Here is a 20,505-nt window from a genome sequence, read left to right on the forward strand (position 1 = left end):
GCGGCTCAGACCTCCTGGAAGAGCGCGTCGGTGGTGGTGACCTTGGCGCAGCGGCCGGCGGCCCAGCGCAGGGCCAGGGCGTGCTCCTCGGCGGAGAAGTCGGCGACGGCGTCGGCGACGACGAACGCCTGGATGTCGCGCATCCACGCGTCGGCGGCCGTCATCAGCACGCCGATGTGCGCGTACACGCCCGTGATCACCAGCTGATCGCGGCCGCAGTCGCGCAGCCGCTCCTCCAGGTCGGTGCGTGCGAACGCGCTGTACTTCCACTTGGTGAGCAGGGTGTCCCCGGGTGCGGGCGCCACGGCGTCCGGCACGGCCAGGGCGGCGGGGTCGTCGGCGACGCCCGGGCCCCAGAAGTCGAGCTGGAGCCCGCGTTCCTCGGGGCTCTGCCCGCCGCGCTGGACGGAGTAGACCACCGGCACCCCGAGCCGGCGGGCCCGGGCCAGCAGGCGGGCGGTGTGGGCGAGCATGCCGGTCAGCGGCTGCTGCCCGGCGGGGAAGGCGGACAGGAAGTGCTGCTGCAGGTCGTGCACGAGCAGCACGGCACGGTCCGCCTCCGCGCTCCAGGACACGCGGTTTTCGGGCAGGTCGCCTGCGGACGGCAGGGGGTAGGCGGAGATGGAGGGAAGAGCCATGGGGAAGGGGGCCTTTCAGCGCTGCTCGGCGGTCGACCGCAGCTGCTTCCTGCTGACCTTGCCGATGCCGGTCTGCGGGAAGGAGTCGACGAAGGCGACGAGGTCGGGGATCTTGTAGGCGGCGACGCCGCGTTCGCGGACGAAGCGTTTGACGTCGACGGGCCGCAGCGGACCTGCGCCCGGGCGCAGGATCACGTAGGCGAGGGTGCGTTCGCCCAGGTAGTCGTCGGGCACGGCGACCAGGCAGGCGTCGTGCACGGACGGGTGGGCCAGGATGATGTTCTCGATCTCCTCCGCGGCGATCTTCTCGCCGCCCCGGTTGATCTGATCCTTGGCCCGGCCCTCGACGACCAGGTGCCCGCTCGGCAGGCGGCGCACGATGTCGCCGGTGCGGTAGAAGCCGTCCTCGGTGAACGCGGTCCGGTTGTGCTCGGGCGCCCGCCAGTAGCCGCGGATGGTGTAGGGGCCGCGGGTCAGCAGATGGCCGAACGCGCCGTCGGGCACGTCCCGGTCGGCGTCGTCGACGACACGGATCTCGTCGTCGGGGGAGATCGGCAGGCCCTGCGTGGTGACGACGGTCTCGGTGTCGTCGTCCAGGCGCGTGTAGTTGACCAGGCCCTCGGCCATGCCGAAGACCTGCATCAGTCGGCAGCCCAGCGCGGGCTCCAGCCGCCGCGCCGCCTGCTCGCTGTACTTGGCGCCGCCGACCAGGACCAGCTCCAGGCTGGAGAGGTCGTACGCGCTGCCGGCCGCGCTGTCCGTCCACACCAGGGCGAGCGGCGGCACCAGCCCCGTCATGGTGATGCGCTCCCGCTCGATCAGCGGGAAGGCGGTGGCCGGATCGGGCCTGGGGCACAGCACGGCGGTGCCGCCCGCGTACAGCACGCCGAGCCAGCCCGGGGAGCTCATGGGGAAGTTGTGGGCGGCGGGCAGGACGACGAGGAAGCGCGTGCCGGCATCCACGCCGCAGATCTCGTTCGAGCCGCGCAGCGAGTAGAGGTAGTCGTCGTGGGTGCGCGGGATCAGCTTGGGCACCCCGGTCGTCCCGCCCGACAGCTGCAGGAACGCCAGCTCGTGCGGGCGCGGGCCCTCCCGTGGCCCGGACGGCTCGCACGGCACCTCGGACAGCGCGGTGTGCCCGCCCGGCTCACCGGCCACGAAGACGTGCTTCAGGCAGGGGGTGCGCTGCTGCACCCGGGCGGCCAGCTCCCGGTGGTCGAAGCCCTCGTGCACGTCCGGGACGACGTACGCGACGGCCTCGGCGAAGGAGCAGAAGTGCGTGATCTCCGTCTCCCGGTGCGCGGGCAGCGCGTACACCGGCAGCGCCCCGAGACGGAACAGCGCGAAGACCACCTCGGCGAACTCGCCCACGTTGGGCAGCTGGACGACCACGCGGTCGCCGCGGCCGATGCCGCGCGCCGCGAAGCCCGCGGCCAGTCGGTCGGCGGCCTCGTCCAGTTCGCGGTAGGTCCAGGTGCGGCGCCGCGGTGCCGGGTCGACCAGGGCGATCCGGTCGGGGTGGGCGGCGGCGCGCTCACGCAGCATCCCGCCGAAGGTCTCGCCGCGCCAGTGGCCCGCCGCGCGGTAGCGCGTCGCGAACTCCGGCGGCCAGGTGGGCGCGTCGGTGCCGGGGGTCAGTGCGGATGCGGTCACAGCGCGGCCCCCACGGCGTCGAGGAACGTACGGAACTTGGCGGCGGTCTCGGCGGTCTCGGCCTGCGGGCAGGAGTCGGCCACCACGCCCGCGCCGGCGAACAGCCGCAGGGTGCGGCCCTCGGCCTCGGCGCAGCGGATGGTCACCACCCACTCGCCGTCGCCGTCGGCGTCCTGCCAGCCGACCATGCCGGTGTACGCGCCGCGGTCGAAGGGCTCGCAGTCGGCGATGACGGCGCGGGCCACGTCGGTCGGCGTGCCGCACACCGCGGGAGTCGGGTGCAGGGCCGAGGCGAGGTCGAGCGCGGTGACGCCGGGGTCGGCGACCTCGCCGGTGACCGTCGTCGACAGGTGCCACATCGTCGCCGTCCGCACCAGTGTGGGCCGTTCGGGCACCGTCAGGCGGCGGCACAGCGGGGCCAGTGCCTGCCGTACGGCGTCCACCACGACGGCGTGCTCGTGCAGGTCCTTCGGCGACTCCAGCAGCGCCACCGCCCGGCGCACGTCCTCGGCCAGGTCGGCGCTGCGCGGCGCCGAGCCGGCCAGCGGGTTGGCGGTCACCACCTCGCCGCGGCGGGCGACGAGGAGCTCGGGGCTGGCCCCGACGAGGGTGCGGCCCGGCCCACTGGGCACCGCGAAGGTGTAGCCGGAGGGGTCGCGGCGGGCCAGCCGGCCGAGCAGGGCCGGCAGGTCGGGGGCGTGCGGCGCGGTCAGCTCCAGGGTGCGGGCGAGGACCACCTTGCTCAGCTCCCCGGCGCGTATGCGCTCGACGGCGAAGGCCACGGCCGCCGCGTACGCCTCGGCCGCCGGCCACTCGCGCACCTGCCAGCCGGCGCCGTCCGCCGCCTCGGGGGCGGGCAGCGCGATCAGCGGGTCCTGGGCCAGCGGCGGGGCGCTGCGCACCGTCCGAGGCACGGCCAGGGCCGCGGGGGCGCCGAGGGCGAAGGGGATCGCGCCCAGGACCAGCGGGGCGGGGGCGGCCGGCTCCCGCAGCGAGTGCAGCAGCTCGTGCACCCGCTGCGGCAACGGTCTGCTGCCGCCCGGGACTTCGGCGGCCGTGCCGTGGGCGAGCAGGGTGCGCCGGGGGGTTGCGAGGAAGCGGTCCGAGCCGGGGCGGTAGGCGTCCAGCAGGGCGACCGCCGCGCCGGGGGTCACCAGGGGCGGGGCGGGCTGGACGCTCAGGGAGGCAGTCATGGGTCTCTCCAGGGCCGTGGGGGAGCGGGGCGGGTGCGCGGGGGCCGGGCGGGTCAGGCCCGGAGCGTGGCGCCGCCGTCGACGTACAGGTCGTGCAGGGTGATGTGGCGGGCCCGGTCGGAGACGAGGAAGGCGACGGCCTCGGCCACGTCGGCCGGCTCGGCGATGCGGCCGAGCGGGATGCCGGTGCGGTAGGCGGCCGGGTCGCCCTCGACGACGGCCCGCCGGCCGCGTTCGGCGCCACCGGGTGCGGCCTCCCACAGGGCGCGCTGCATGGCGGTGTCGGTGGAGCCGGGGGAGACGGTGTTGCAGCGCACGCCGTGCGCGGCGACCTCCAGCCCCAGGCACTTGGTGAACATCACCGCGGCGGCCTTGGACGCGGCGTAGGCGGCCATGCCGCTGCGCGGGACGCCGGCCGCGTTGGAGGCGACGGTGACGATGCTGCCGCGCCCGCGGGCGGTCATGCGGCGGGCGACGGCGCGCGAGACGTGCAGGACGCCGTGGGTGTTGACCGCGAAGACGGCCGCCCAGTCCGCGTCGTCGAGCTCCAGCACGGCTCCGGTGCGCAGGATTCCGGCGACGTTGACCGCGATGTCCACCGGCCCGAGGGTCTCCTCGGCCTCGGCGACCAGCCGTTCCACGGCGCCGGCGTCGGTGACGTCCAGCGGGCGCGCGGTCACCCGGTCGCCCGCGCGCGCGGCCGTGGCCGCCAGCGCGCCGGCGTCGGCGTCGGTGGCCAGGACGCGGGCGCCGCGCCCGGCCAGTGCCGCGACGACGGCCTCGCCGATGCCGCGGGCCGCGCCGGTGACGAGGGCGAGGCGTCCGGCCAGTTCCGCTTCCGTTCTCACGTGACCTCTCACTTGACCATGGCCTTCCGGATGTCGCCGAGGACGGAGGCGGCCGCCTCGGCGCCGCCCTGGCTCGTCCACTTGGAGCCGTCGATCACGCTCGCGTGGCCGTCGCGGACGGCCTTCAGCTCCCGGTAGGCGGGCTTGTCGGTGAGCGTCCTGAGGAGTCCGGCGTCCGGGCCGGCCGACGACAGGGTGCCGATGAACAGCCAGTCGCCGTCGATCTCGTGGAGGTTCTCGTCGCTGATCGGCGTCGAGTGGCCCTTGCCCGGCTCGCTCTGGATGCCGGGGCGGCGGAAGCCGAGGTCCTTCAGCACGTCGCTGATGAACACCCCCTGCTGCATGACGGCGGTGCCCTTGGCGGAGTAGCGGGCGACGGACACGCTCAGGCCCGCGTCGTCGCCGAGGTCCTTCTTCAGCGTCGCGGCGGCGCTGTCGTACTGCGCGAGGAGCTTGTTGGCCCGGTCCGTCCGGCCCAGGGCCTTCGCGGTCAGCTGCAGCGACTTCTTCCAGCTCTTGTCGCCGCCGATGGTGACGACCGTCGGGGCGATCCTCCTCAGCTGTGCCAGCACTTGTTCGTCGGCCAGTTGCCCGGCGAGGATGACGTCCGGCCGGGCCCGGACGACCTTCTCGATGTCCGGGCCCGTGACCGCGCCGACCACGGGGATGCCCTCGGCCTGTTTGCCCAGGTACTCGGGGGCGCCCTTCTGCCCGCGCCCGGCGGCCAGGCCGACCGGCCTGACGCCGAGGGCCAGTGCGGAGTCCAGGTCCATCTCGCTGAGCGTCACGACGCGCTCGGGGGCGGCGGGCACCTTCACGGACGCGTGGGTGGCGTCGGTGACCGTCGTCGTCCCGCTCCCGGTACTGCTGCGGGACGCGGACCCCTGCGGGGCGGCGTCGTTTGAGGAGCCGCAGGCGCTCACGAGCCCGCAGGCGAGGGCCAGGGCCGTGGCGGCCGCACGGCGGGCGGATCGGGAAGCAGGGCGGGGCGGCGGCGTCATGGCCTGGGATCTCCGTTGTTCGTCCGTCAGGGCCCGCAGGAGGGGCCCGGGTTCGTCCGCCGTGCGCTCCTCGAAGGACATGCGAAGCAGCCGGCATTCCGGACATGCGGATGCTCGGCGGCCGACCGTCGGCGGACGGTTACTTAGGTTAGGCTAACCATATGACGATGACGAGGGGGTTGCGGGTGGGACGCGGATCCGGCCGCCGCGAGGAGCGGCCGCCCCGGGGGCATCCCGCCGTCCCGGCCGGCGCGGCCCTCCTCGTCCTGCTGCCGGTCCTGTGCCTGCTGTCGCTGCTCGTCGGCACCGGCTCCAGCTCACCGGCCCGCGCCCTCGACTACCTCCTGGGCGACCCCGCCGCCCGCGCCGACCCCCAACTGCGCCTGGCCGTCATGGACGTACGCCTGCCGCGCACGCTGGCCGCCGTCCTGGTCGGCGTCTGCCTCGGCACGGCCGGCTGCCTGCTGCAGGCCGCGACCCGCAACCCGCTCGCCGAGACCGGGCTCCTCGGAGTCAACTCCGGAGCCGCGTTCGCCGTCGTCGTCGGCCTCACCTGGTGCGGGGCCTCCTCCACGACGGACCTGCTGCTGTGGGCCCTCTGCGGGGGCATCGCCGCCAGCGCGGTCGTCCTGCTGCTGGCGGCGGGCGGACGCGCCGGCGGGTCACCGCTGCGGCTCGTCCTCGCCGGCGCGGCCCTCGGCGCCACCTTCCACGGCCTGACCTCGTACGTCCTGCTCGGCAGCCAGGCCACCTTCGACGTCTACCGCTACTGGACGATCGGCTCGCTCGCCGGCGTCCGCACCGGCGACATCCTCCCCCTGCTGCCCGTCGCCGCCGTCGGTCTGCTGCTCGCGGCCGGCTGCGCCCGCCCGCTGTCCGCGCTCGGGCTCGGCGACGACAGCGCCCGCTCCCTGGGCCACCGCCCCGGTCGCACCCGCCTGGTGGTCGCGGGCGCCGTCTCGCTGCTGGCCGGCTGCGCGGTCGCCGTCGCCGGGCCCATCGCCTTCCTCGGCCTGCTCGCGCCCCACGCCGCCCGGGCCCTGGCCGGTGCCCGCACGGCCGCCCAGCTCCTGCTGTCCGCCCTGATCGCCGCCGACGTGATGACCCTCGCCGACGTCCTCGCGCGCGTGGTCATCCGCCCGTGGGAGACACCGGTCAGCGTGCTGCTGGCCTTCGTCGGCGGCCCGTTGCTGGTCTGGATCGCCCGCTCCTCCCGCCTGTCCACCGCCGGAGCCCCCTCATGACCACCCCCGCCGCCCCGGGACCTGCTGCCGAGGGCGTCACCCCGCCGGACAGCCTCGTGCTGCGCACCGGCACGCTCTCCTGGCTCTTCCCCCGGCGCGGCGCGCTGGCCGCAGCCCTCCTGGCGCCACTGCTCCTGCTGCTCATCGCGCTCGCGGTGATGGCCAGTTCAACCGGGATGGGCCTGTCGCAGACCCTCTCCGGGCTGCTGGGCACCGGCGATGCGGGCACCGTCATGGTCGTACGGGAGTTCCGGCTGCCGCGCGTGTGCGTCGGTGTCATGGTCGGCGCCGCGCTCGGCACGGCCGGCTGCCTCACCCAGACCCTGGCCGGCAACCGGCTGGCCACCCCCGACCTCCTGGGAGTGGGCGAGGGCGCCACCGCCGCGGTGGTGGCCTCCGTCGCCGGCTCCTCGACCGGCATGATCGGCCACTGGTGGCTCGGCCCGGTCGGGGCCGTGGCCGCGGCCGTCCTCGTCGTCCTGTGCGCGGGCGGGGCGGGCGGCGCCGGCCACCGCGTCCTCGTCGCCGGCATCGGCGTGTCCACCGTCGTCGGGGCCGCCGGCGACCTCGTGATGTCGCGCCAGAACGACAACACCGCGGGCGGCGTCTTCCTCTGGGCCGTCGGCAGCCTGAACGGCCGCGACTGGGCCGTGGGCACCCCGCTGCTGATCGCCCTGCTCTTCCTCCTCCCCCTCACCCTCGCCGCCGGACACCGCCTGCAACTGCTGCGGTTCGACGACGACACGGCCGCGGGCCTCGGCGTCGACCTGCGCCGGCTGCGCGCCGCCGCGTTCGCGCTCGCCGTCGTCCTGGCCGGCCTGGCCGTCGGCGTGGGCGGCCCCGTCGCCTTCGTCGCGCTCGCCGCACCGATCCTCGCCGCACGCCTCGCCGGCCCCACCCGGGTGCCCGTCCTCGGCTCCGCGCTCACCGGAGCCGCCCTGATCACTGCGGCCGACGCCCTCGGGCGGGTCGCCGCCCCCGTCGAACTGCCCGTCGGCGTCGTCACCAGCGTCCTCGGCGGGCCCTTCCTCCTGTGGGTCCTCTTCCGCGCGGACCGCACCACCGGAAAGGCCTGAGCACTCCCATGACCACCGCCCACCCCGGCCACCCCGGCCTGGACGTACGTGGCCTGCACGCCGGCCACCCCGGCCGGCCCGTCGTCCACGGCGTCGACCTGACCGTGCCCGCAGGCCACGTCGCCGCCGTCGTCGGCCCCAACGGCTGCGGCAAATCGACGCTCCTGCGCACCATCGCCCGGCTGCACCGCCCCGAGGCGGGCAGCGTGCACGCCGACGGCGCCGACGTCTGGAAGCTGACCCAGCGGCAGGCCGCCCACAAGGTCGCCCTGCTGCCCCAGTCCCCGCGCGCACCCGAGGCCGTCACCGTGGCCGGACTCGTCCGCTACGGCCGCCACCCCCACCAGGGGCTGCTGCGCCAGTGGTCCCGCGAGGACGAACACGCCGTCCGCGACGCCCTTCAGGCCACCGGCACCGCCGAACTGGCCGCCGAACGCCTCGACCGGCTCTCCGGCGGCCAGCGCCAGCGCTGCTGGCTCGCGATGGTGCTCGCCCAGCACACCCCCGTCGTCCTGCTCGACGAACCCACCAGCGCCCTCGACCTCGGCCACGTCGTCGACGTCCTCGAACTCGTCCGCCAGGTCGCCGCGACCGGCCGGACCGTCGTCATGGTCCTGCACGACCTGGCCTCCGCGGCGCGGTACGCCGACACGCTGATCGCCATGAAGGACGGCCGCGTCCTCGCCCAGGGGCCGCCCCGCGACACGGTCGACGAGGCACTCGTCAAGGAGCTCTACCGCGTGGAGGCCGACATCCTGCATGCCCCTGGGGATGCCGCCCCGGTGGTCGTCCCGCGCGCCCGCGGCTGAACGCCCGCCCGGGGACTCGCGCTACAGGTGCCGCAGATGGTCGCGCAGGGCGCGGGCGACCTGGGCCATGAGGGCTTCGGCGCCGGGCTGGGTGCCGGCCGGCACCAGCGACTCGGTGAGGACGGCGATGGCGTACGCCTGGCCGTCGGCGTGCTCGACCACGCCGATCTCGTGCCGGAGGTTGAGGAGGGTGCCGGTCTTGGAGGACCAGGTGGTGGCGTCGGAGCTGAAGTCCGGAGCGAGCCGGTGCCGCAGCAGGTTGTGGGCCATGAGGTCGCGTATGCGCGCGGCGTCCTCGGGGTGGATCGCCGAGGGGGTCCACAGGGCCTGCAGCAACTCGACCCAGGCGCGTGCGCTGCCGGAGCTGGCACGGGTGGTGTCGAGTTGGGGCACGCGGTGCCCGCGGCCGCTGGTGCCGGCGTCGATGGCCAGGGCGTGGGCCAGGTGGGCCTGGGAGGCGCCGAGGCGTTCGGCGGGGGTCTCGGAGAGCTCGCGCAGGGGGTGGCGGACCGTGATGCCGCGCAGCCCGAGCTCGCGCAGGACGGCGGTGACCCGGGCGGGCGGGGTGAGCTCGAACAGCGCGTCGGCGGCCGTTCCGTCGCTGATGCAGGTGCTGAGGTAGAGCAGGTCGTCGATCGCGATGCGGGCCGGGTGGCGGAAGCGGCTCAGCCCGGTGGGGCCGGGCGTGGTGATCCGGCCCGGCCGGACGTCGAGCGCGAGGGCCCCGTCGAGCTCGCCGCGCCGGATGCGCTCCACCGTCGCCAGCGCGAGCGGGATCTTCACCAGCGACGCGGAGGGCAGCGGGGTGTCCGGCTCGATGCCCAGCTCGTCCCCGGTGCGCAGGTCCCGTACGAGCAGGCAGGCGCGCAGGCCGCCGTCGTGCAGCCGGCGGCGCAGGTCGTGCAGCAGTGCCTCGGTGTTCACGTCGTGGTTCCTCCGGCGGCGCGCGCACGGGTGGACGCCCCCAGGCAGCGGGCGATGGCGTCCCCCAGGCGCGCCTCGATGTGCAGGGGGTTGCCGTCCGCGGCGGTGGCCAGGGCGTACCCCCGGCTGAGCGTGATCTCGCCGACGGGCCGCCAGTGCAGGGTGAGTTCCTCCGCCTGCGCGGGGGTGCACAGCAGCAGGTCGCGCGTGCGCAGGACGTCCGCCGCGGCGGTGGTCAGGTCGGCCCCGACGACGACCTGTGCGGGTTGCAGGCCGACGGCGTCGCGCAGGCGTGTGAGCGGGTCGCGGATGTGCGGTACGTCGTCCTCCGGCTGGATCCACACACGGCGGGCCGGCCCGGTCGAGGCGCGGCCGATCCGCAGGGTTTCGAGGTAGACGCGCCGCGCACCGGGATCGCCGGCCGCGGCGAGCCCGAGCGGCACGGACCACCTCGCCTCGTCCGGCGGCACCGCGAGCAGGGCGGCGCGCACCTGCTGGGTGCGGACGAGCTCGGTGCGCTGGGCGGGCGCGGCGATGCGCAGGTCGAGCGTGACGTCGTGCCCGCGGGCGTCGGCGACCAGGCGTGCGAGGGAGACGGTGGGGCAGGTGCCGGGAACCGCGAGCCGCCAGGGTTTGCGCCGGGCCGTCTGCGCCTCGTGGAGCAGCGCGTCGGCCGCCTGCACGAGCTGGCGGGCCACCGGCAGCATGTCCCGGCCGAAGGGCGTGAGGACGGCCCGCCGCGACGTCCGCTCGAACAAATGCTCCCCGAAGTGTTCCTCCAGCGCGGCGACGCGACGGCTGGCCACCGGCTGCGACATGCGGGCGGCGGCCGCTCCGACGGTGAAGCTGCCGTGCTTGCTGACGCTGACGAACGCGCGACATGCTCCCACCAGATCCACGGCCCCGAGCCTATGTCAGATCCGCATGGAACCGTGCACGGGCGTATTGGACCGCATGACCGTGCGGCGGTGAGGGTGGTCGTCGTCAGTCACGACCACGCACCGGGACGGGCCGCCCGTCCCCTATGCGCCCTGTGCACCGGGCGCCCTCGGAGGTTCGGACCATGCAGCACACCCGCGCCCGCCGCGCCGTTCTCGGCACGCTGGCCCTGCTCGCCCTCGTCCCGCTCGCGGCCTGCGGCCAGGACGGTTCCTCGGCCGCCTCGTCCTCCGCCACGGCGAGAACGGGCACGGCCGCGAAGCCGTTCGCCAAGGACTTCCAGGAGCTGGAGCGCCGGTTCGGCGCACGACTGGGCGTCTACGCCGTCGACACCGGCACCGGGCGCGAGGTGGCCTACAACGACGGCGAGCGGTTCGCCCACGCCTCCACCTTCAAGGCACTGGCCGCCGGTGCCGTCCTCCGTAAATACTCCCCGAACGCCATGGACCGACTGGTCACGTACTCCAAGGACGACCTCGTCGACTACTCGCCCGTGACCGAGAAGCACGTCGACACCGGGATGACCCTGCGCGAGCTGTGCGACGCCGCCGTCCGCTACAGCGACAACACCGCGGGCAACCTGCTCTTCGACGCCCTCGGCGGACCGAACGGCCTCAACGCGGCGCTGAAGGAGATCGGCGACGACGTCACCCGGATGGAGCGCCGCGAGCCCGACCTCAACCTCTGGGCCCCCGGCCAGACGCGCGACACGAGCACCCCGCGGGCCCTGGCGGGGGACCTGCGCGCCTACGTCCTCGGAGACGTCCTCGGCAAGGACGAACGCGCCCAGCTCGCCCAGTGGCTCAAGACCAACACCACCGGGAACGAGCTCATCAGGGCCGGCGTGCCCCAGGGCTGGGTGGTCGGCGACAAGACCGGAGCCGGCAAGGGCTACGGCACCCGCAACGACATCGCCGTGCTCTGGCCTCCCAAGGGCGCCCCCGTCGTCGTGGCGATCATGTCCAACCGCACCAAGGAAGACGCGGGCTACGACAACAAGCTGATCGCGCAGGCGGCATCGGTGGTGGCACGGACGCTGTCGTGACCGGCAGCCCCGGCGCATGCGGCCGTCGGGCTGAGCGAGTGAGGCGTGCCGGGGCGCCGCAGCGGGTACCCGTGCCGGGACGCCGGAGCTGGTAGAGGTGTGGGGCTGTGGAGGCATCGACCGATCGCATCGCGGAACCCTGGGGCGCCCGCACGCCCTACGGGCCGGACCGTGCCTGGCCGGCGCGCACCGACACCCACCTGCGGGCGGGCGTCGCACCCGGGGACGTCGAGCGGTGGGTGCAGTCGGCGTCCGTCCTGCACTCCAACGGCGACGCCATGGACATCGCGGTGGCGGGCGGCCGGATCGTGGGCGTCCGGGGCCGCGCCGGCGACCGGGTCAACCGGGGCCGGCTCGGCCCCAAGGACCTCTTCGGCTGGCAGGCGGGCGCCTCCCCGGACCGGCTCACCCGGCCGCTGGTCAGCGAGGGCGGGCGGCTCGTGGAGAGCGACTGGGAGACGGCCATGGGCCGCGTCGTGGCCCGCTCGAAGGAGCTGCTGCAGCGGCACGGGCCGGGGGCGATCGGCTTCTACACCACCGGGCAGCTGTTCCTGGAGGAGTACTACACCCTCGCCGTCCTCGCCCGCGCCGGCATCGGCACCAACCACCTGGACGGCAACACCCGGCTGTGCACCGCGACCGCGGCCGAGGCGCTGAAGGAGACGTTCGGCTGCGACGGCCAGCCGGGCACGTACGCGGACGTCGACCACGCCGACGTCATCGCCCTCTTCGGGCACAACGCGGCCGAGACCCAGCCGGTGCTGTGGATGCGGATGCTGGACCGGCTGGACGGGTACGCCCCGCCCGCGCTCGTGTGCGTCGACCCCCGGCCCACCCCCGTCGCCCGGCGCGCCGCCGTCCACCTGGCGCCGCGCCCCGGCACGAACGTCGCGCTGCTCAACGCGCTGCTGCACGAGGTCATCCGCAACGACGGCGTGGACCACGCCTACGTCCGCGCCCACACCGTCGGCTTCGAGGAGCTCGCGGCGCGGGTGAGCACGTGCACCCCCGCCTGGGCGGCGCGGGTCTGCGACGTACCGGCCGCCTCCATCGGGCGCGCCGCCGAGATCATCTGCGGTGCCGAGCGGCTGCTGTCGACGGTCCTGCAGGGCGTCTACCAGTCCCACCAGGCCACGGCGGCAGCCGTGCAGGTCAACAACCTGCATCTGCTGCGGGGCATGCTGGGCCGCCCCGGGTGCGGCGTCCTGCAGATGAACGGCCAGCCCACCGCGCAGAACACCCGCGAGTGCGGAGCCAACGGCGACCTGCCGGGCTTTCGCAACTGGCAGAACGACGAGCACGTCGCCGACCTGGCACGGGTGTGGAACGTGACGCCGCAGACCATCCCGCACTACGCCCCGCCCACCCACGCGATGCAGATGTTCCGCTACGCCGAGCAGGGCTCGGTCCGGATGCTGTGGATCAGCGGCACCAACCCGGCGGTCTCCCTCCCCGAACTCGCCCGCATCCGGCGGATCCTCGAGCAGGAGCGCCTGTTCGTCGTCGTGCAGGACCTGTTCTTGACGGAGACCGCCCAGCTGGCCGACGTCGTGCTGCCGGCCGCCACGTGGGGGGAGAAGACGGGGACGTTCACCAACGCCGACCGCACGGTGCACCTGTCCGAGAAGGCCGTCGAACCGCCGGGCGAGGCCCGGCCCGACCTCGACATCTTCCTCAACTACGCGAGGCGCATGGACTTCCGCGACAAGGACGGCGGCCCGCTGATCACCTGGCACGACGCGGAATCGGCCTTCGAGGCGTGGAAGAAGTGCAGCGCCGGCCGGCCCTGCGACTACACCGGGCTGACCTACGGCAAACTGCGTGGCGCGAGCGGCATCCAGTGGCCGTGCACCGAGCAGGCCCCGGACGGCACCGAGCGCCTCTACACCGACGGCATCACCTGGGCCCACCCGGACGTCTGCGAGAGCTACGGCAAGGACCCGGTCACCGGCGCACCGGTCGAACCCGTCGAGTACCGCTCGCTCAACCCCGGCGGCAAGGCCGTCCTCAAGGCCGCCGCCTACCTGCCCCCGCACGAGGACACCTCGCCGGAGTTCCCGCTGCACCTGACCACCGGCCGTACGCTGTACCACTTCCACACCCGTACGAAGACCGGGCGCGTCCCGCAACTGACGGCCGCCGCCCCCGAGGTGTGGGTCGAGCTCTCGGCGGGCGAGGCCCGGGCGCGGGGCCTGGGCGAGGGCGACGTCGTGGAGGTGGCCACCGCCCGCGGGGCCGTCCGCGGCCGGCTGCCGGTCACCGCGATGCGCGACGGCACCGTCTTCCTGCCCTTCCACTACGGCTACTGGGACACCCCCGAGGGCCACCAGCCGCCCAAGGAGGCCGGGCGGGCGGCGAACGAGACCACCGTCACCGACTGGGACCCGGTCTCCAAGCAGCCCCTGTTCAAGACCGCGGCCGCGCGCGTCACGCTCGTCGAGCGCGGGGACGGCACGCCCGCGCCCGCGCCGACCACGACCGCCTCCGCGCCGGCCGCCCCCGGCAGCGTCCCGCCCACGACCGGCGGCCCCGACGCGCACGCCCTCCACACCACCACCGCGGGGGAGCACCGGCCGTGAACGGCATCACCCTGACGCTGCGGGCCCTGCACCACGGGGAGGAGGCCTTGGAGAAGGACCTCCTCGCGGTCGGCCGGCGCCACCGCACCGAGCACGAGGTCCACCACATCGCCACGGACCTCGCCCGCTGGTCGTACGAGCACACCGTCCGGCTCGCCGACACCGCGCAGCACTACGGCCTGGACCTGTCCGGACCGTCCGGCCACGTCTCCTCCGGCATCCTCGCCACCGTGCGCGAGAAGACCGCGGAAGCCCTCGGCCACCGCCCCGAACCGGGCCTCCTCCTCCTGCACGACCTGCGCGAGCTGTACCTCTGCGCCTCCGGCAACTCCGTCTACTGGGAGATGCTCGCCCAGGCCGCGCAGGCCACCAAGGACAGCCGCCTCCTGCAGACCGTCTCGTCCTGCCACCCGCAGACACTGCGCCAGATCCGCTGGGCCAACACCATGATCAAGAACCTGGCCCCGCAGCACTTGGCGGCGTACGCGGAGGCGTGAGGGGGCCGGTAACGAAGGGGGGACATTCGGTCAAAACCCAGCACCTTCGGACTCCTGTTCTCGGGTGGGGCTCGGTTGGAGCTCAAGGGTCCGGCGCGGGGCGCGGGCGGGCGTTGCGTGGCCGAATCGGCCTCCCGCATGCTCGTAGCGCGTCGGGTGACCGGGATCGGTCGTCCCCAAACTCCCGCACTTTTGCGGCAGTTGGATGTTGCTCAAATTGGAGTAGTTCGAGGTACGGTAGGGGTCGGCGGAAGGAGGGGGAGCAGCAGATGGCCGAGCAGGACGACGTGGCGGACAGCCCGACAGGGTGGGTGGCCAAGCACGTGCAACGGTACGTGGCCAGTAATGGCCGCAACGGTCACATCTGGTACGGCAAGCCGACCCTATTGCTGGTCACGACGGGCCGGAAGACCAAGGCCCTGCGCCGTACGGCATTGATCTACGGGGAGGACGGGGAGAACTTCGTCGTCGTCGGCTCCAACGGCGGATCCGACGACCACCCCAACTGGTACCTGAACCTTCGCGCCGAGCCGCGCGTCCAGGTGCAGGTGGGGGCGGAACGCTTCGAGGCGGTGGCCCGGGTCGCGAGCGGTGACGAGCGCGACCGGCTGTGGGAGCAGATGGCCGGCATTTTTCCGCAGTACCGCAGCTACCGGAAGAAGACGAAACGAGAGATCCCGGTCGTGGTCCTGCAACCGACGCACGCTTGACCGAACGGGGGCCCGCCGTGAGTGCGGCGGGCCGGCCGGTCGAGACCCGGTGCGACGCCGCTCGGCGGTGCACCGGAACGGACCGCGCCGGTGGGGGAGACGACCTGTGTGCACCACCCCACCGGGTTGTCGATTCCCTCAGGGAAGGTTGGGGTGGTTCCTCCATGTCCAGTGTCACCCGCAGAGATCTGCTCACCGGAGTCGCCGCGGGTGCGGTGAGTGCCGCCGCCGGCGGCATCGCCACTGCACCGCAGGCGGCGGCCGTCTCCGCGCAGCCCGACGGCGCGGCCCACGAGCCGCGCGCCGTCACCGTCACGGCCGCCGACCCCCGCTACCAGGAGCTGGTCAATCGCGGCTTCAACACGCGGTTCGCGGGCCGGCCGGAGCTCGTCCACCTGGTCCACACGCCCCAGCAGGTCGCCCGGGTCGTGACGGAAGCGGTGCGCTCCGGCAAGCGGATCGCCGTGCGCAGCGGCGGCCACTGCTTCGAGAACTTCGTCGACAACGACGACGTCCGCGTCGTCGTCGACACCTCCCCGATGCGGGCGGTGTACTTCGACGACAAGCACCACGCGTTCGCCGTCGAGCCAGGGGCCACCCTGGGCGAGGTCTACCGTGCCCTCTTCTACGACTGGGGCGTCACGCTGCCCGCCGGGGTGTGCCCGGCGGTGGGTGCCGGCGGGCACGTCGCAGGGGGCGGGTACGGGCCGCTGGCCCGGCGCGACGGCGCGGTCGTGGACCACTTGTACGGGGTGGAGGTCGTCGTCGTGGACGGCTCGGGCCAGGCCAAGGTGGTGACCGCCACCCGGGACGAGAAGGACCCGAACCGGGATCTGTGGTGGGCCTTCACCGGCGGCGGTGGCGGAAACTTCGGCATCGTCACCCGCTACCTGTTCCGTACGCCCGGCGCCACGGGCAAGGACCCGGGCACGCTGCTGCCCAGGCCCCCGGCCACGCTGCGCACCACCTACGTGACCTGGCCCTGGAAGGACGTGGACCGGAACCGGTTCACGCGCCTGGTGACCAATTACGGCCGGTGGTACGAGAAGAATCACGCCGACCCCCGCTACGGCAGCCTGTACAGCACGCTGCACCTGAACACCACCGCGATCGGCCAGTTGACGCTGGAGTCCCGCTTCGACGGCTCCCGGCCCGACTCCGCCGCTCTCATCGACAGTTACGTCGCGGCGGTCAACGAGGGCACCGGTCTGCACCCGGAGGTCGAGCACCGGACCGGGCTGTGGCTGCAGGCCACCATCGGCGCCCGGTTCGACACCGGCGGCTACAACCGGCTCAAGCAGAAGAGCGCCTACCTGCGCCGGGCGTGGACGGCCGAGCGCATCGCCACCGTCCACAAGCACCTGACCGACCCGAAGTTCGAGGGCTGGGGCGCCGTGGACCTCTACTCGTACGGCGGCAGGATCAACAGCGTCGCGCCCGGTGCGACGGCCCTCCCGCAGCGGGACTCCGTCCTCAAGGCGTGGTTCTCCGTGACGTGGATGGACCCCGCTCAGGACGAGCTCCACCTGACCTGGATGCGCGAGTTCTACCGCGACGTCTTCGGCGACACCGGCGGGGCACCCGTGCCCAACGCCGACCACGACGGCTGCTACATCAACTACCCCGACACCGACATGGCGGATCCGCGCTGGAACACCTCCGGCGTGCCGTGGCACACCCTGTACTACAAGGACGCCTACCCCCGGTTGCAGCGGATCAAGGCCCGCTGGGACCCGCGGGACGTCTTCCGCCACCCGCTGTCGGTACGCCTGCCCGGATGACCCGGGTTCTCCTGCCCGCCCACTCGTGAAGGAACCTGCGTGAACGACGTCCCCCGTGTCCCCCGCAGCATCACCCTGGGCAAGGACCTCACCGTGCACCGGCTCGGCTTCGGGGCGCTGCGCCTGACCGGGCCGCACGCCTGGGGCCCGCCGGCCCGGCCGGAGAAGGCGGTGCGCCTGGCCCGGCGGGCCGTCGAGCTGGGGGTGACGTTCATCGACACGGCGGACGTCTACGGGCTGGGGGCGTCCGAGGAGGTGCTGGCCGCGGCCCTGCACCCGTACCCAGCCGGGCTGGTCGTCGCGACCAAGGCGGGTGAGGTGCGGCCGAGCCCCCATCAGTGGCGGCCGCTGGGGCGGCCGGAGTACCTCCGGCAGCAGGCGGAACTCAGCCTGCGCCGACTTCGCCTGGAGTGCGCGGAACTCTTCCAGCTGCACCGCGTCGACCCGCAGGTGCCGCTGGAGGACCAGGTGGGGGCGCTCAAGCAGCTTCAGGACGAGGGCAAGGTGCGGCACATCGGGCTCTCCGAGGTCACCGTGGAGCAGATCGAGCGAGCCCGCGCCGTGGCGGATGTCGTCAGCGTCCAGAACAAGTACAGTCTCACTGACCGCCGTTACGAGGACGTACTGGAGTACTGCGAGCGGCACGGGCTCGCCTTCATCGCCTACAAGCCCCTGGCCGGCAGCGCCCGGCCCGACCCGGACGGGGCACTGGCGCGCGTCGCCCGGGAACTGGGCGCCTCCGCGGCGCAGGTGGCGCTCGCCTGGTTGCTGCACCGCTCACCGGCCGTCCTCCCGATCCCCGGCACGGCCTCCGTCGCCCACCTCGAGGCCAATGCTGCCGCCGCGGACCTGGTGCTGGGCGAGGAGCAGTACGCAGCGCTCGGCGGGCCGCCGCCCGTCGCCGCGCAGGGCTGAGGAACGGCGGCGTCCGCCGGCTGTCGGAGGGTGTGCGTCAGCCGGCCAGCTCGCTGGCCACAGCCATCACGTATTCGCCGTATCCGGATCGCGAGAGCTTCGCGCCGAGCCGGTGGCAGGCGTCGGCATCGATGAAGCCCATGCGCAGGGCGACTTCCTCCAGGCAGGCGATACGCACTCCCTGGCGGTCCTCCAGCGTGTGGACGTACTGGCTCGCGTGCAGCAGGGACTGAGGGGTGCCGGCGTCGAGCCAGGCGAACCCCCGGCCAAAGGTGACGAGCCTGGCACGGCCGGCCTCCAGGTAGTACCGGTTGACGTCGGTGATCTCCAGCTCTCCGCGTGCCGAGGGGCGGACCTGGCGGGCGATCTCGACGACATCCCGGTCGTAGAAGTAGAGCCCTGTTACGGCGAGGTTGGAGCGAGGTTTCTCCGGCTTTTCCTCCAGGGACAGGAGCCGACCGGTTTCATCGACCTCGCCGACGCCGTACCGTTCGGGATCGGTGACCGGGTATCCGAAGAGTACGCAGCCATCGATGTTCCTCCGATGCTCGGCGAGCAGGTCGTAAAAGCCATTGCCGTGGAAGATGTTGTCGCCGAGGACGAGCGCCACCTCGTCGTCGCCGATGTGATCGGCGCCGATCAGGAATGCCTCGGCCAGGCCCTGGGGAACCGGTTGGGCCGCATACGAAAGCGAGATGCCGAGCTGGCTTCCGTCACCGAGCAGTCGGCTCAGCTGAGGGATGTCGTCCGGCATCGCGATGATCAGGATGTCGCGCACGTCGGCCAGCATCAATGCCGAGAGAGGGTAATAGATGAGCGGTTTGTCGTTGACCGGCAGCAGTTGTTTCGACACGGCGAGTGTGATGGGGTGCAGCCGACTGCCGTATCCGCCCGCCAGGATGATCCCTTTCATGCTTCCCCCTTCGCTCCTGCGGTCGCCTGCGACGCTAGGCAAGCGCGCCGTGCCCGGGCAAGGAAGGTCATGCCGTCCTTGACCGGGATGCGAGCCAGGGGGCCGGTGGCGTCGCGCTGGGCGAGCCCCGCTCGATCGGCCTTCGAGTCTGTGTCTTCTGATCCTTCTATGGTTGTTTCCATGCCCGTCTTTGACCGAAGTTGACCGTGAGGGTCGCGGTGGCCTCTGATGCCGGCTGGAGGCGCAGGAGGGCGGGGGAGCAAGCCGGTGCAGAAGGGGCTGTCATGCCGGATCAACTCACAGTCGGCAAACTTTTCGCCATTCTTCGGGAGTGCGCGGGCGAGGAAGAGCCCGTCGCGGACGGCGCGGACGCCGCCGGAACTGACTTTCCGTCACTGGGCTACGACTCCTTGGCGCTCCTGGAGGCGACGGCGCGGGTGTCTCGCGAGTACGGGGTCGAGATACCCGAGGACGATCTCGCGGACGTGCATACACCTGCGGAATTCATCACCCTCGTGAACCGGCTGCTGGCCGCTCCGAGCACCCCCTGAGGGGCCTTTCCGGAATTGGATAGTCCGCCGTAGGGGCCGCTTTTCCGGGGCCCCGTGCGGTCTGACAGAAATCAGCGCGGCGGGCGCCGCGGAACCGGTGTTAGTTTTTCCGGTACGGGGCCCGCTCGCCGCAGCGGCGACACGTGCGCCGTACGGCGTCCCGCGCCGTGCACGAGGCGGTCGGGGCCGTTTCACCGAATCGGAAATTCCGTTTCGTGTGTTCCAGATCACTGGGGGAGAGCCGCCGCACGTTCCTGAACGGAACAGCCGATGCTTCCGGGAAGTCATCGCACCATAGTCGGCACACATAGTTCGTAACTGGGGGAAGGTCTCGTGAAACTGGCTGTTCTGGGTCCACTTTCTGTCCAGGTCAACGACGAGTTGCACACACCGAGTGCGCCCAAGATGCGAAGCGTTCTCGCGACGCTGCTGGTGCACGCCGACCAGGTGGTTCCCGTCTCCTCGCTCATGCGTGAACTGTGGGACGAGGACCCGCCGGTCAGCTGCCTGACCACGCTGCAGACCTACATCCTGAACCTGCGCAAACTGCTGGCGTCCGCCACCGGGATGTCCACGCGCCAGATCGCCTCCGAGGTCCTGGTCACCCGTTCCGGCGGATATCTTTTCCGTACCACGCTGGGGGACCTGGATCTCCACCAGTTCCACCAGCTGGTGGCGGACGGACGCAAGGCCCTGTCCTCGGGCGACGACCAGACGGCGCTGAGCACCCTCTCCAGCGCCTTGCAGCTGTGGCGTGGCCCCGCCCTGGTCGACGTGGTCGCCGGACGCATCCTGCAGGGCCGGCGCCAGCAGTTCGAGGAGGCCCGCCTCGTCGTGCTGGAGTACCTGGTGGACACCCAGCTGCGGCTCGGCATGTACCGCGAAGTCCTCACCGAGCTCGCGGCCCTGACCGCGGACAACCCGTACCACGAGGGCCTGCACGCCCAGTACATGCGGGCGCTGTACCTCAACGGCCGGCGGGCACAGGCCCTGGAGGTCTTCCAGCGGCTGCGCATCAACCTGGTCAACCACCTCGGGCTCGACCCGGGCCCCGCCGTGCAGCAGCTGCACCGGGCCATCCTCAACGCGGAGCCCATCGACGCCCAGGGCGGCCTGCGCCGGCCCACGGGGGACATCGTGCGCATGGCCTCGTCCGGTTCCGCCCTGGCCTACTGACGGACCGTGCGCG

The 20,505-nt window shown here is 73.1% G+C and carries 19 protein-coding genes; 11 read left to right on the forward strand and 8 right to left on the reverse strand.

Going from position 1 to position 20,505, the window contains the following annotated elements; translation table 11 throughout:
- Positions 1-5 precede the first annotated feature (5 nt).
- The 5 genes from ABD361_RS18765 to ABD361_RS18785 are packed head-to-tail and all read right to left on the reverse strand — an operon-like array spanning position 6 to position 5,333.
- Positions 6-638 (reverse strand): isochorismatase family protein, encoded by a 633-nt coding sequence (locus ABD361_RS18765; RefSeq protein ID WP_344436555.1) that lies wholly within the window; start codon positions 636-638, stop codon positions 6-8.
- 15 nt (positions 639-653) lie between these two features.
- Positions 654-2,291 (reverse strand): (2,3-dihydroxybenzoyl)adenylate synthase, encoded by a 1,638-nt coding sequence (locus ABD361_RS18770; RefSeq protein WP_344436556.1) that lies wholly within the window; start codon positions 2,289-2,291, stop codon positions 654-656.
- The gene (locus ABD361_RS18775; RefSeq protein ID WP_344436557.1) at positions 2,288-3,484 is read right to left on the reverse strand and encodes an isochorismate synthase; all 1,197 of its coding nucleotides are present in this window, start codon (positions 3,482-3,484) and stop codon (positions 2,288-2,290) included. Before ABD361_RS18775 ends, ABD361_RS18770 begins: the two co-directional genes overlap by 4 nt.
- A 53-nt stretch (positions 3,485-3,537) precedes the next feature.
- Positions 3,538-4,332 carry a 2,3-dihydro-2,3-dihydroxybenzoate dehydrogenase gene (locus ABD361_RS18780; protein WP_344436558.1) on the reverse strand — a complete coding sequence of 265 codons (795 nt, stop codon included), beginning with the start codon at positions 4,330-4,332 and terminating at the stop codon, positions 3,538-3,540.
- 8 nt (positions 4,333-4,340) lie between these two features.
- Entirely contained in the window at positions 4,341-5,333 is a 993-nt protein-coding gene (locus ABD361_RS18785) for an ABC transporter substrate-binding protein (RefSeq protein ID WP_344436636.1), read from the reverse strand.
- Between the two features lie 161 nt (positions 5,334-5,494).
- Here ABD361_RS18785 and ABD361_RS18790 point away from each other — a divergent pair, with 161 nt between their 5' ends.
- From ABD361_RS18790 to ABD361_RS18800, 3 genes are read left to right on the forward strand one after another with little or no spacing between them, the layout of a single operon-like run.
- On the forward strand, positions 5,495-6,577 hold the full coding sequence (locus ABD361_RS18790; protein WP_344436559.1) for a FecCD family ABC transporter permease: 1,083 nt from the start codon (positions 5,495-5,497) through the stop codon (positions 6,575-6,577).
- Entirely contained in the window at positions 6,574-7,653 is a 1,080-nt protein-coding gene (locus tag ABD361_RS18795) for a FecCD family ABC transporter permease (RefSeq protein ID WP_344436561.1), read from the forward strand. The genes ABD361_RS18790 and ABD361_RS18795 overlap by 4 nt, the downstream gene beginning before the upstream one ends.
- Positions 7,654-7,661: 8 nt before the next feature.
- The gene (locus ABD361_RS18800) at positions 7,662-8,462 is read left to right on the forward strand and encodes an ABC transporter ATP-binding protein (protein WP_344436562.1); all 801 of its coding nucleotides are present in this window, start codon (positions 7,662-7,664) and stop codon (positions 8,460-8,462) included.
- A gap of 21 nt (positions 8,463-8,483) precedes the next feature.
- On the opposite strand, the gene ABD361_RS18805 is transcribed toward ABD361_RS18800, so the two are convergent.
- Together ABD361_RS18805 and ABD361_RS18810 are read right to left on the reverse strand one after the other, a co-directional pair.
- Complete coding sequence (locus ABD361_RS18805; protein ID WP_344436563.1) at positions 8,484-9,386, reverse strand: serine hydrolase; 903 nt, start codon at positions 9,384-9,386, stop codon at positions 8,484-8,486.
- Positions 9,383-10,285 (reverse strand): LysR family transcriptional regulator, encoded by a 903-nt coding sequence (locus ABD361_RS18810; RefSeq protein WP_344436564.1) that lies wholly within the window; start codon positions 10,283-10,285, stop codon positions 9,383-9,385. The genes ABD361_RS18805 and ABD361_RS18810 overlap by 4 nt, the downstream gene beginning before the upstream one ends.
- Positions 10,286-10,449: 164 nt before the next feature.
- On the opposite strand from ABD361_RS18810, the gene bla reads away from it, so the two are divergent.
- The 6 genes from bla to ABD361_RS18840 all read left to right on the forward strand — a co-directional run bounded on the left by bla (position 10,450) and on the right by ABD361_RS18840 (position 17,852).
- Positions 10,450-11,370, forward strand: coding sequence for a class A beta-lactamase (gene bla, locus ABD361_RS18815; RefSeq protein WP_344436565.1), 921 nt, complete (start codon positions 10,450-10,452; stop codon positions 11,368-11,370).
- A gap of 107 nt (positions 11,371-11,477) precedes the next feature.
- Positions 11,478-13,949: a molybdopterin oxidoreductase family protein gene (locus ABD361_RS18820; RefSeq protein WP_344436566.1), complete on the forward strand. Its 2,472-nt coding sequence runs from the start codon at positions 11,478-11,480 to the stop codon at positions 13,947-13,949.
- A complete protein-coding gene (locus tag ABD361_RS18825; RefSeq protein ID WP_344436567.1) occupies positions 13,946-14,446 on the forward strand; it encodes a hypothetical protein in 501 nt (166 codons plus the stop codon). Before ABD361_RS18820 ends, ABD361_RS18825 begins: the two co-directional genes overlap by 4 nt.
- A 269-nt stretch (positions 14,447-14,715) precedes the next feature.
- On the forward strand, positions 14,716-15,156 hold the full coding sequence (locus ABD361_RS18830) for a nitroreductase family deazaflavin-dependent oxidoreductase (RefSeq protein WP_344436568.1): 441 nt from the start codon (positions 14,716-14,718) through the stop codon (positions 15,154-15,156).
- Positions 15,157-15,320: 164 nt separating this feature from the next.
- Positions 15,321-16,937, forward strand: a complete 1,617-nt coding sequence (locus tag ABD361_RS18835; protein ID WP_344436569.1) for an FAD-binding oxidoreductase — start codon at positions 15,321-15,323, stop codon at positions 16,935-16,937.
- A gap of 39 nt (positions 16,938-16,976) precedes the next feature.
- The gene (locus ABD361_RS18840) at positions 16,977-17,852 is read left to right on the forward strand and encodes an aldo/keto reductase (protein ID WP_344436570.1); all 876 of its coding nucleotides are present in this window, start codon (positions 16,977-16,979) and stop codon (positions 17,850-17,852) included.
- Between the two features lie 37 nt (positions 17,853-17,889).
- On the opposite strand, the gene rfbA is transcribed toward ABD361_RS18840, so the two are convergent.
- Entirely contained in the window at positions 17,890-18,765 is an 876-nt protein-coding gene (gene rfbA, locus ABD361_RS18845) for a glucose-1-phosphate thymidylyltransferase RfbA (RefSeq protein WP_344436571.1), read from the reverse strand.
- 284 nt (positions 18,766-19,049) lie between these two features.
- On the opposite strand from rfbA, the gene ABD361_RS18850 reads away from it, so the two are divergent.
- Together ABD361_RS18850 and ABD361_RS18855 are read left to right on the forward strand one after the other, a co-directional pair.
- Entirely contained in the window at positions 19,050-19,316 is a 267-nt protein-coding gene (locus ABD361_RS18850) for an acyl carrier protein (protein ID WP_344436572.1), read from the forward strand.
- Between the two features lie 405 nt (positions 19,317-19,721).
- Positions 19,722-20,492: an AfsR/SARP family transcriptional regulator gene (locus tag ABD361_RS18855; RefSeq protein WP_344436573.1), complete on the forward strand. Its 771-nt coding sequence runs from the start codon at positions 19,722-19,724 to the stop codon at positions 20,490-20,492.
- Positions 20,493-20,505: the final 13 nt, after the last annotated feature.

This window comes from Streptomyces luteosporeus (genome assembly GCF_039532865.1).
Lineage (GTDB): Bacteria > Actinomycetota > Actinomycetes > Streptomycetales > Streptomycetaceae > Streptomyces > Streptomyces luteosporeus.

What these genes read in the sequence shown, in the direction of transcription:
- ABD361_RS18765 (WP_344436555.1), bottom strand. Translation starts at nt 638, where the DNA reads ATGGCTCTTCCCTCCATCTCCGCCTACCCCCTGCCGTCCGCAGGCGAC.
- ABD361_RS18775 (WP_344436557.1), bottom strand. Translation starts at nt 3,484, where the DNA reads ATGACTGCCTCCCTGAGCGTCCAGCCCGCCCCGCCCCTGGTGACCCCC.
- ABD361_RS18785 (WP_344436636.1), bottom strand. Translation starts at nt 5,333, where the DNA reads ATGACGCCGCCGCCCCGCCCTGCTTCCCGATCCGCCCGCCGTGCGGCC.
- ABD361_RS18790 (WP_344436559.1), top strand. Translation starts at nt 5,495, where the DNA reads ATGACGATGACGAGGGGGTTGCGGGTGGGACGCGGATCCGGCCGCCGC.
- ABD361_RS18795 (WP_344436561.1), top strand. Translation starts at nt 6,574, where the DNA reads ATGACCACCCCCGCCGCCCCGGGACCTGCTGCCGAGGGCGTCACCCCG.
- ABD361_RS18800 (WP_344436562.1), top strand. Translation starts at nt 7,662, where the DNA reads ATGACCACCGCCCACCCCGGCCACCCCGGCCTGGACGTACGTGGCCTG.
- bla (WP_344436565.1), top strand. Translation starts at nt 10,450, where the DNA reads ATGCAGCACACCCGCGCCCGCCGCGCCGTTCTCGGCACGCTGGCCCTG.
- ABD361_RS18830 (WP_344436568.1), top strand. Translation starts at nt 14,716, where the DNA reads ATGGCCGAGCAGGACGACGTGGCGGACAGCCCGACAGGGTGGGTGGCC.
- ABD361_RS18835 (WP_344436569.1), top strand. Translation starts at nt 15,321, where the DNA reads ATGTCCAGTGTCACCCGCAGAGATCTGCTCACCGGAGTCGCCGCGGGT.
- rfbA (WP_344436571.1), bottom strand. Translation starts at nt 18,765, where the DNA reads ATGAAAGGGATCATCCTGGCGGGCGGATACGGCAGTCGGCTGCACCCC.
- ABD361_RS18850 (WP_344436572.1), top strand. Translation starts at nt 19,050, where the DNA reads ATGCCGGATCAACTCACAGTCGGCAAACTTTTCGCCATTCTTCGGGAG.
- ABD361_RS18855 (WP_344436573.1), top strand. Translation starts at nt 19,722, where the DNA reads ATGCGAAGCGTTCTCGCGACGCTGCTGGTGCACGCCGACCAGGTGGTT.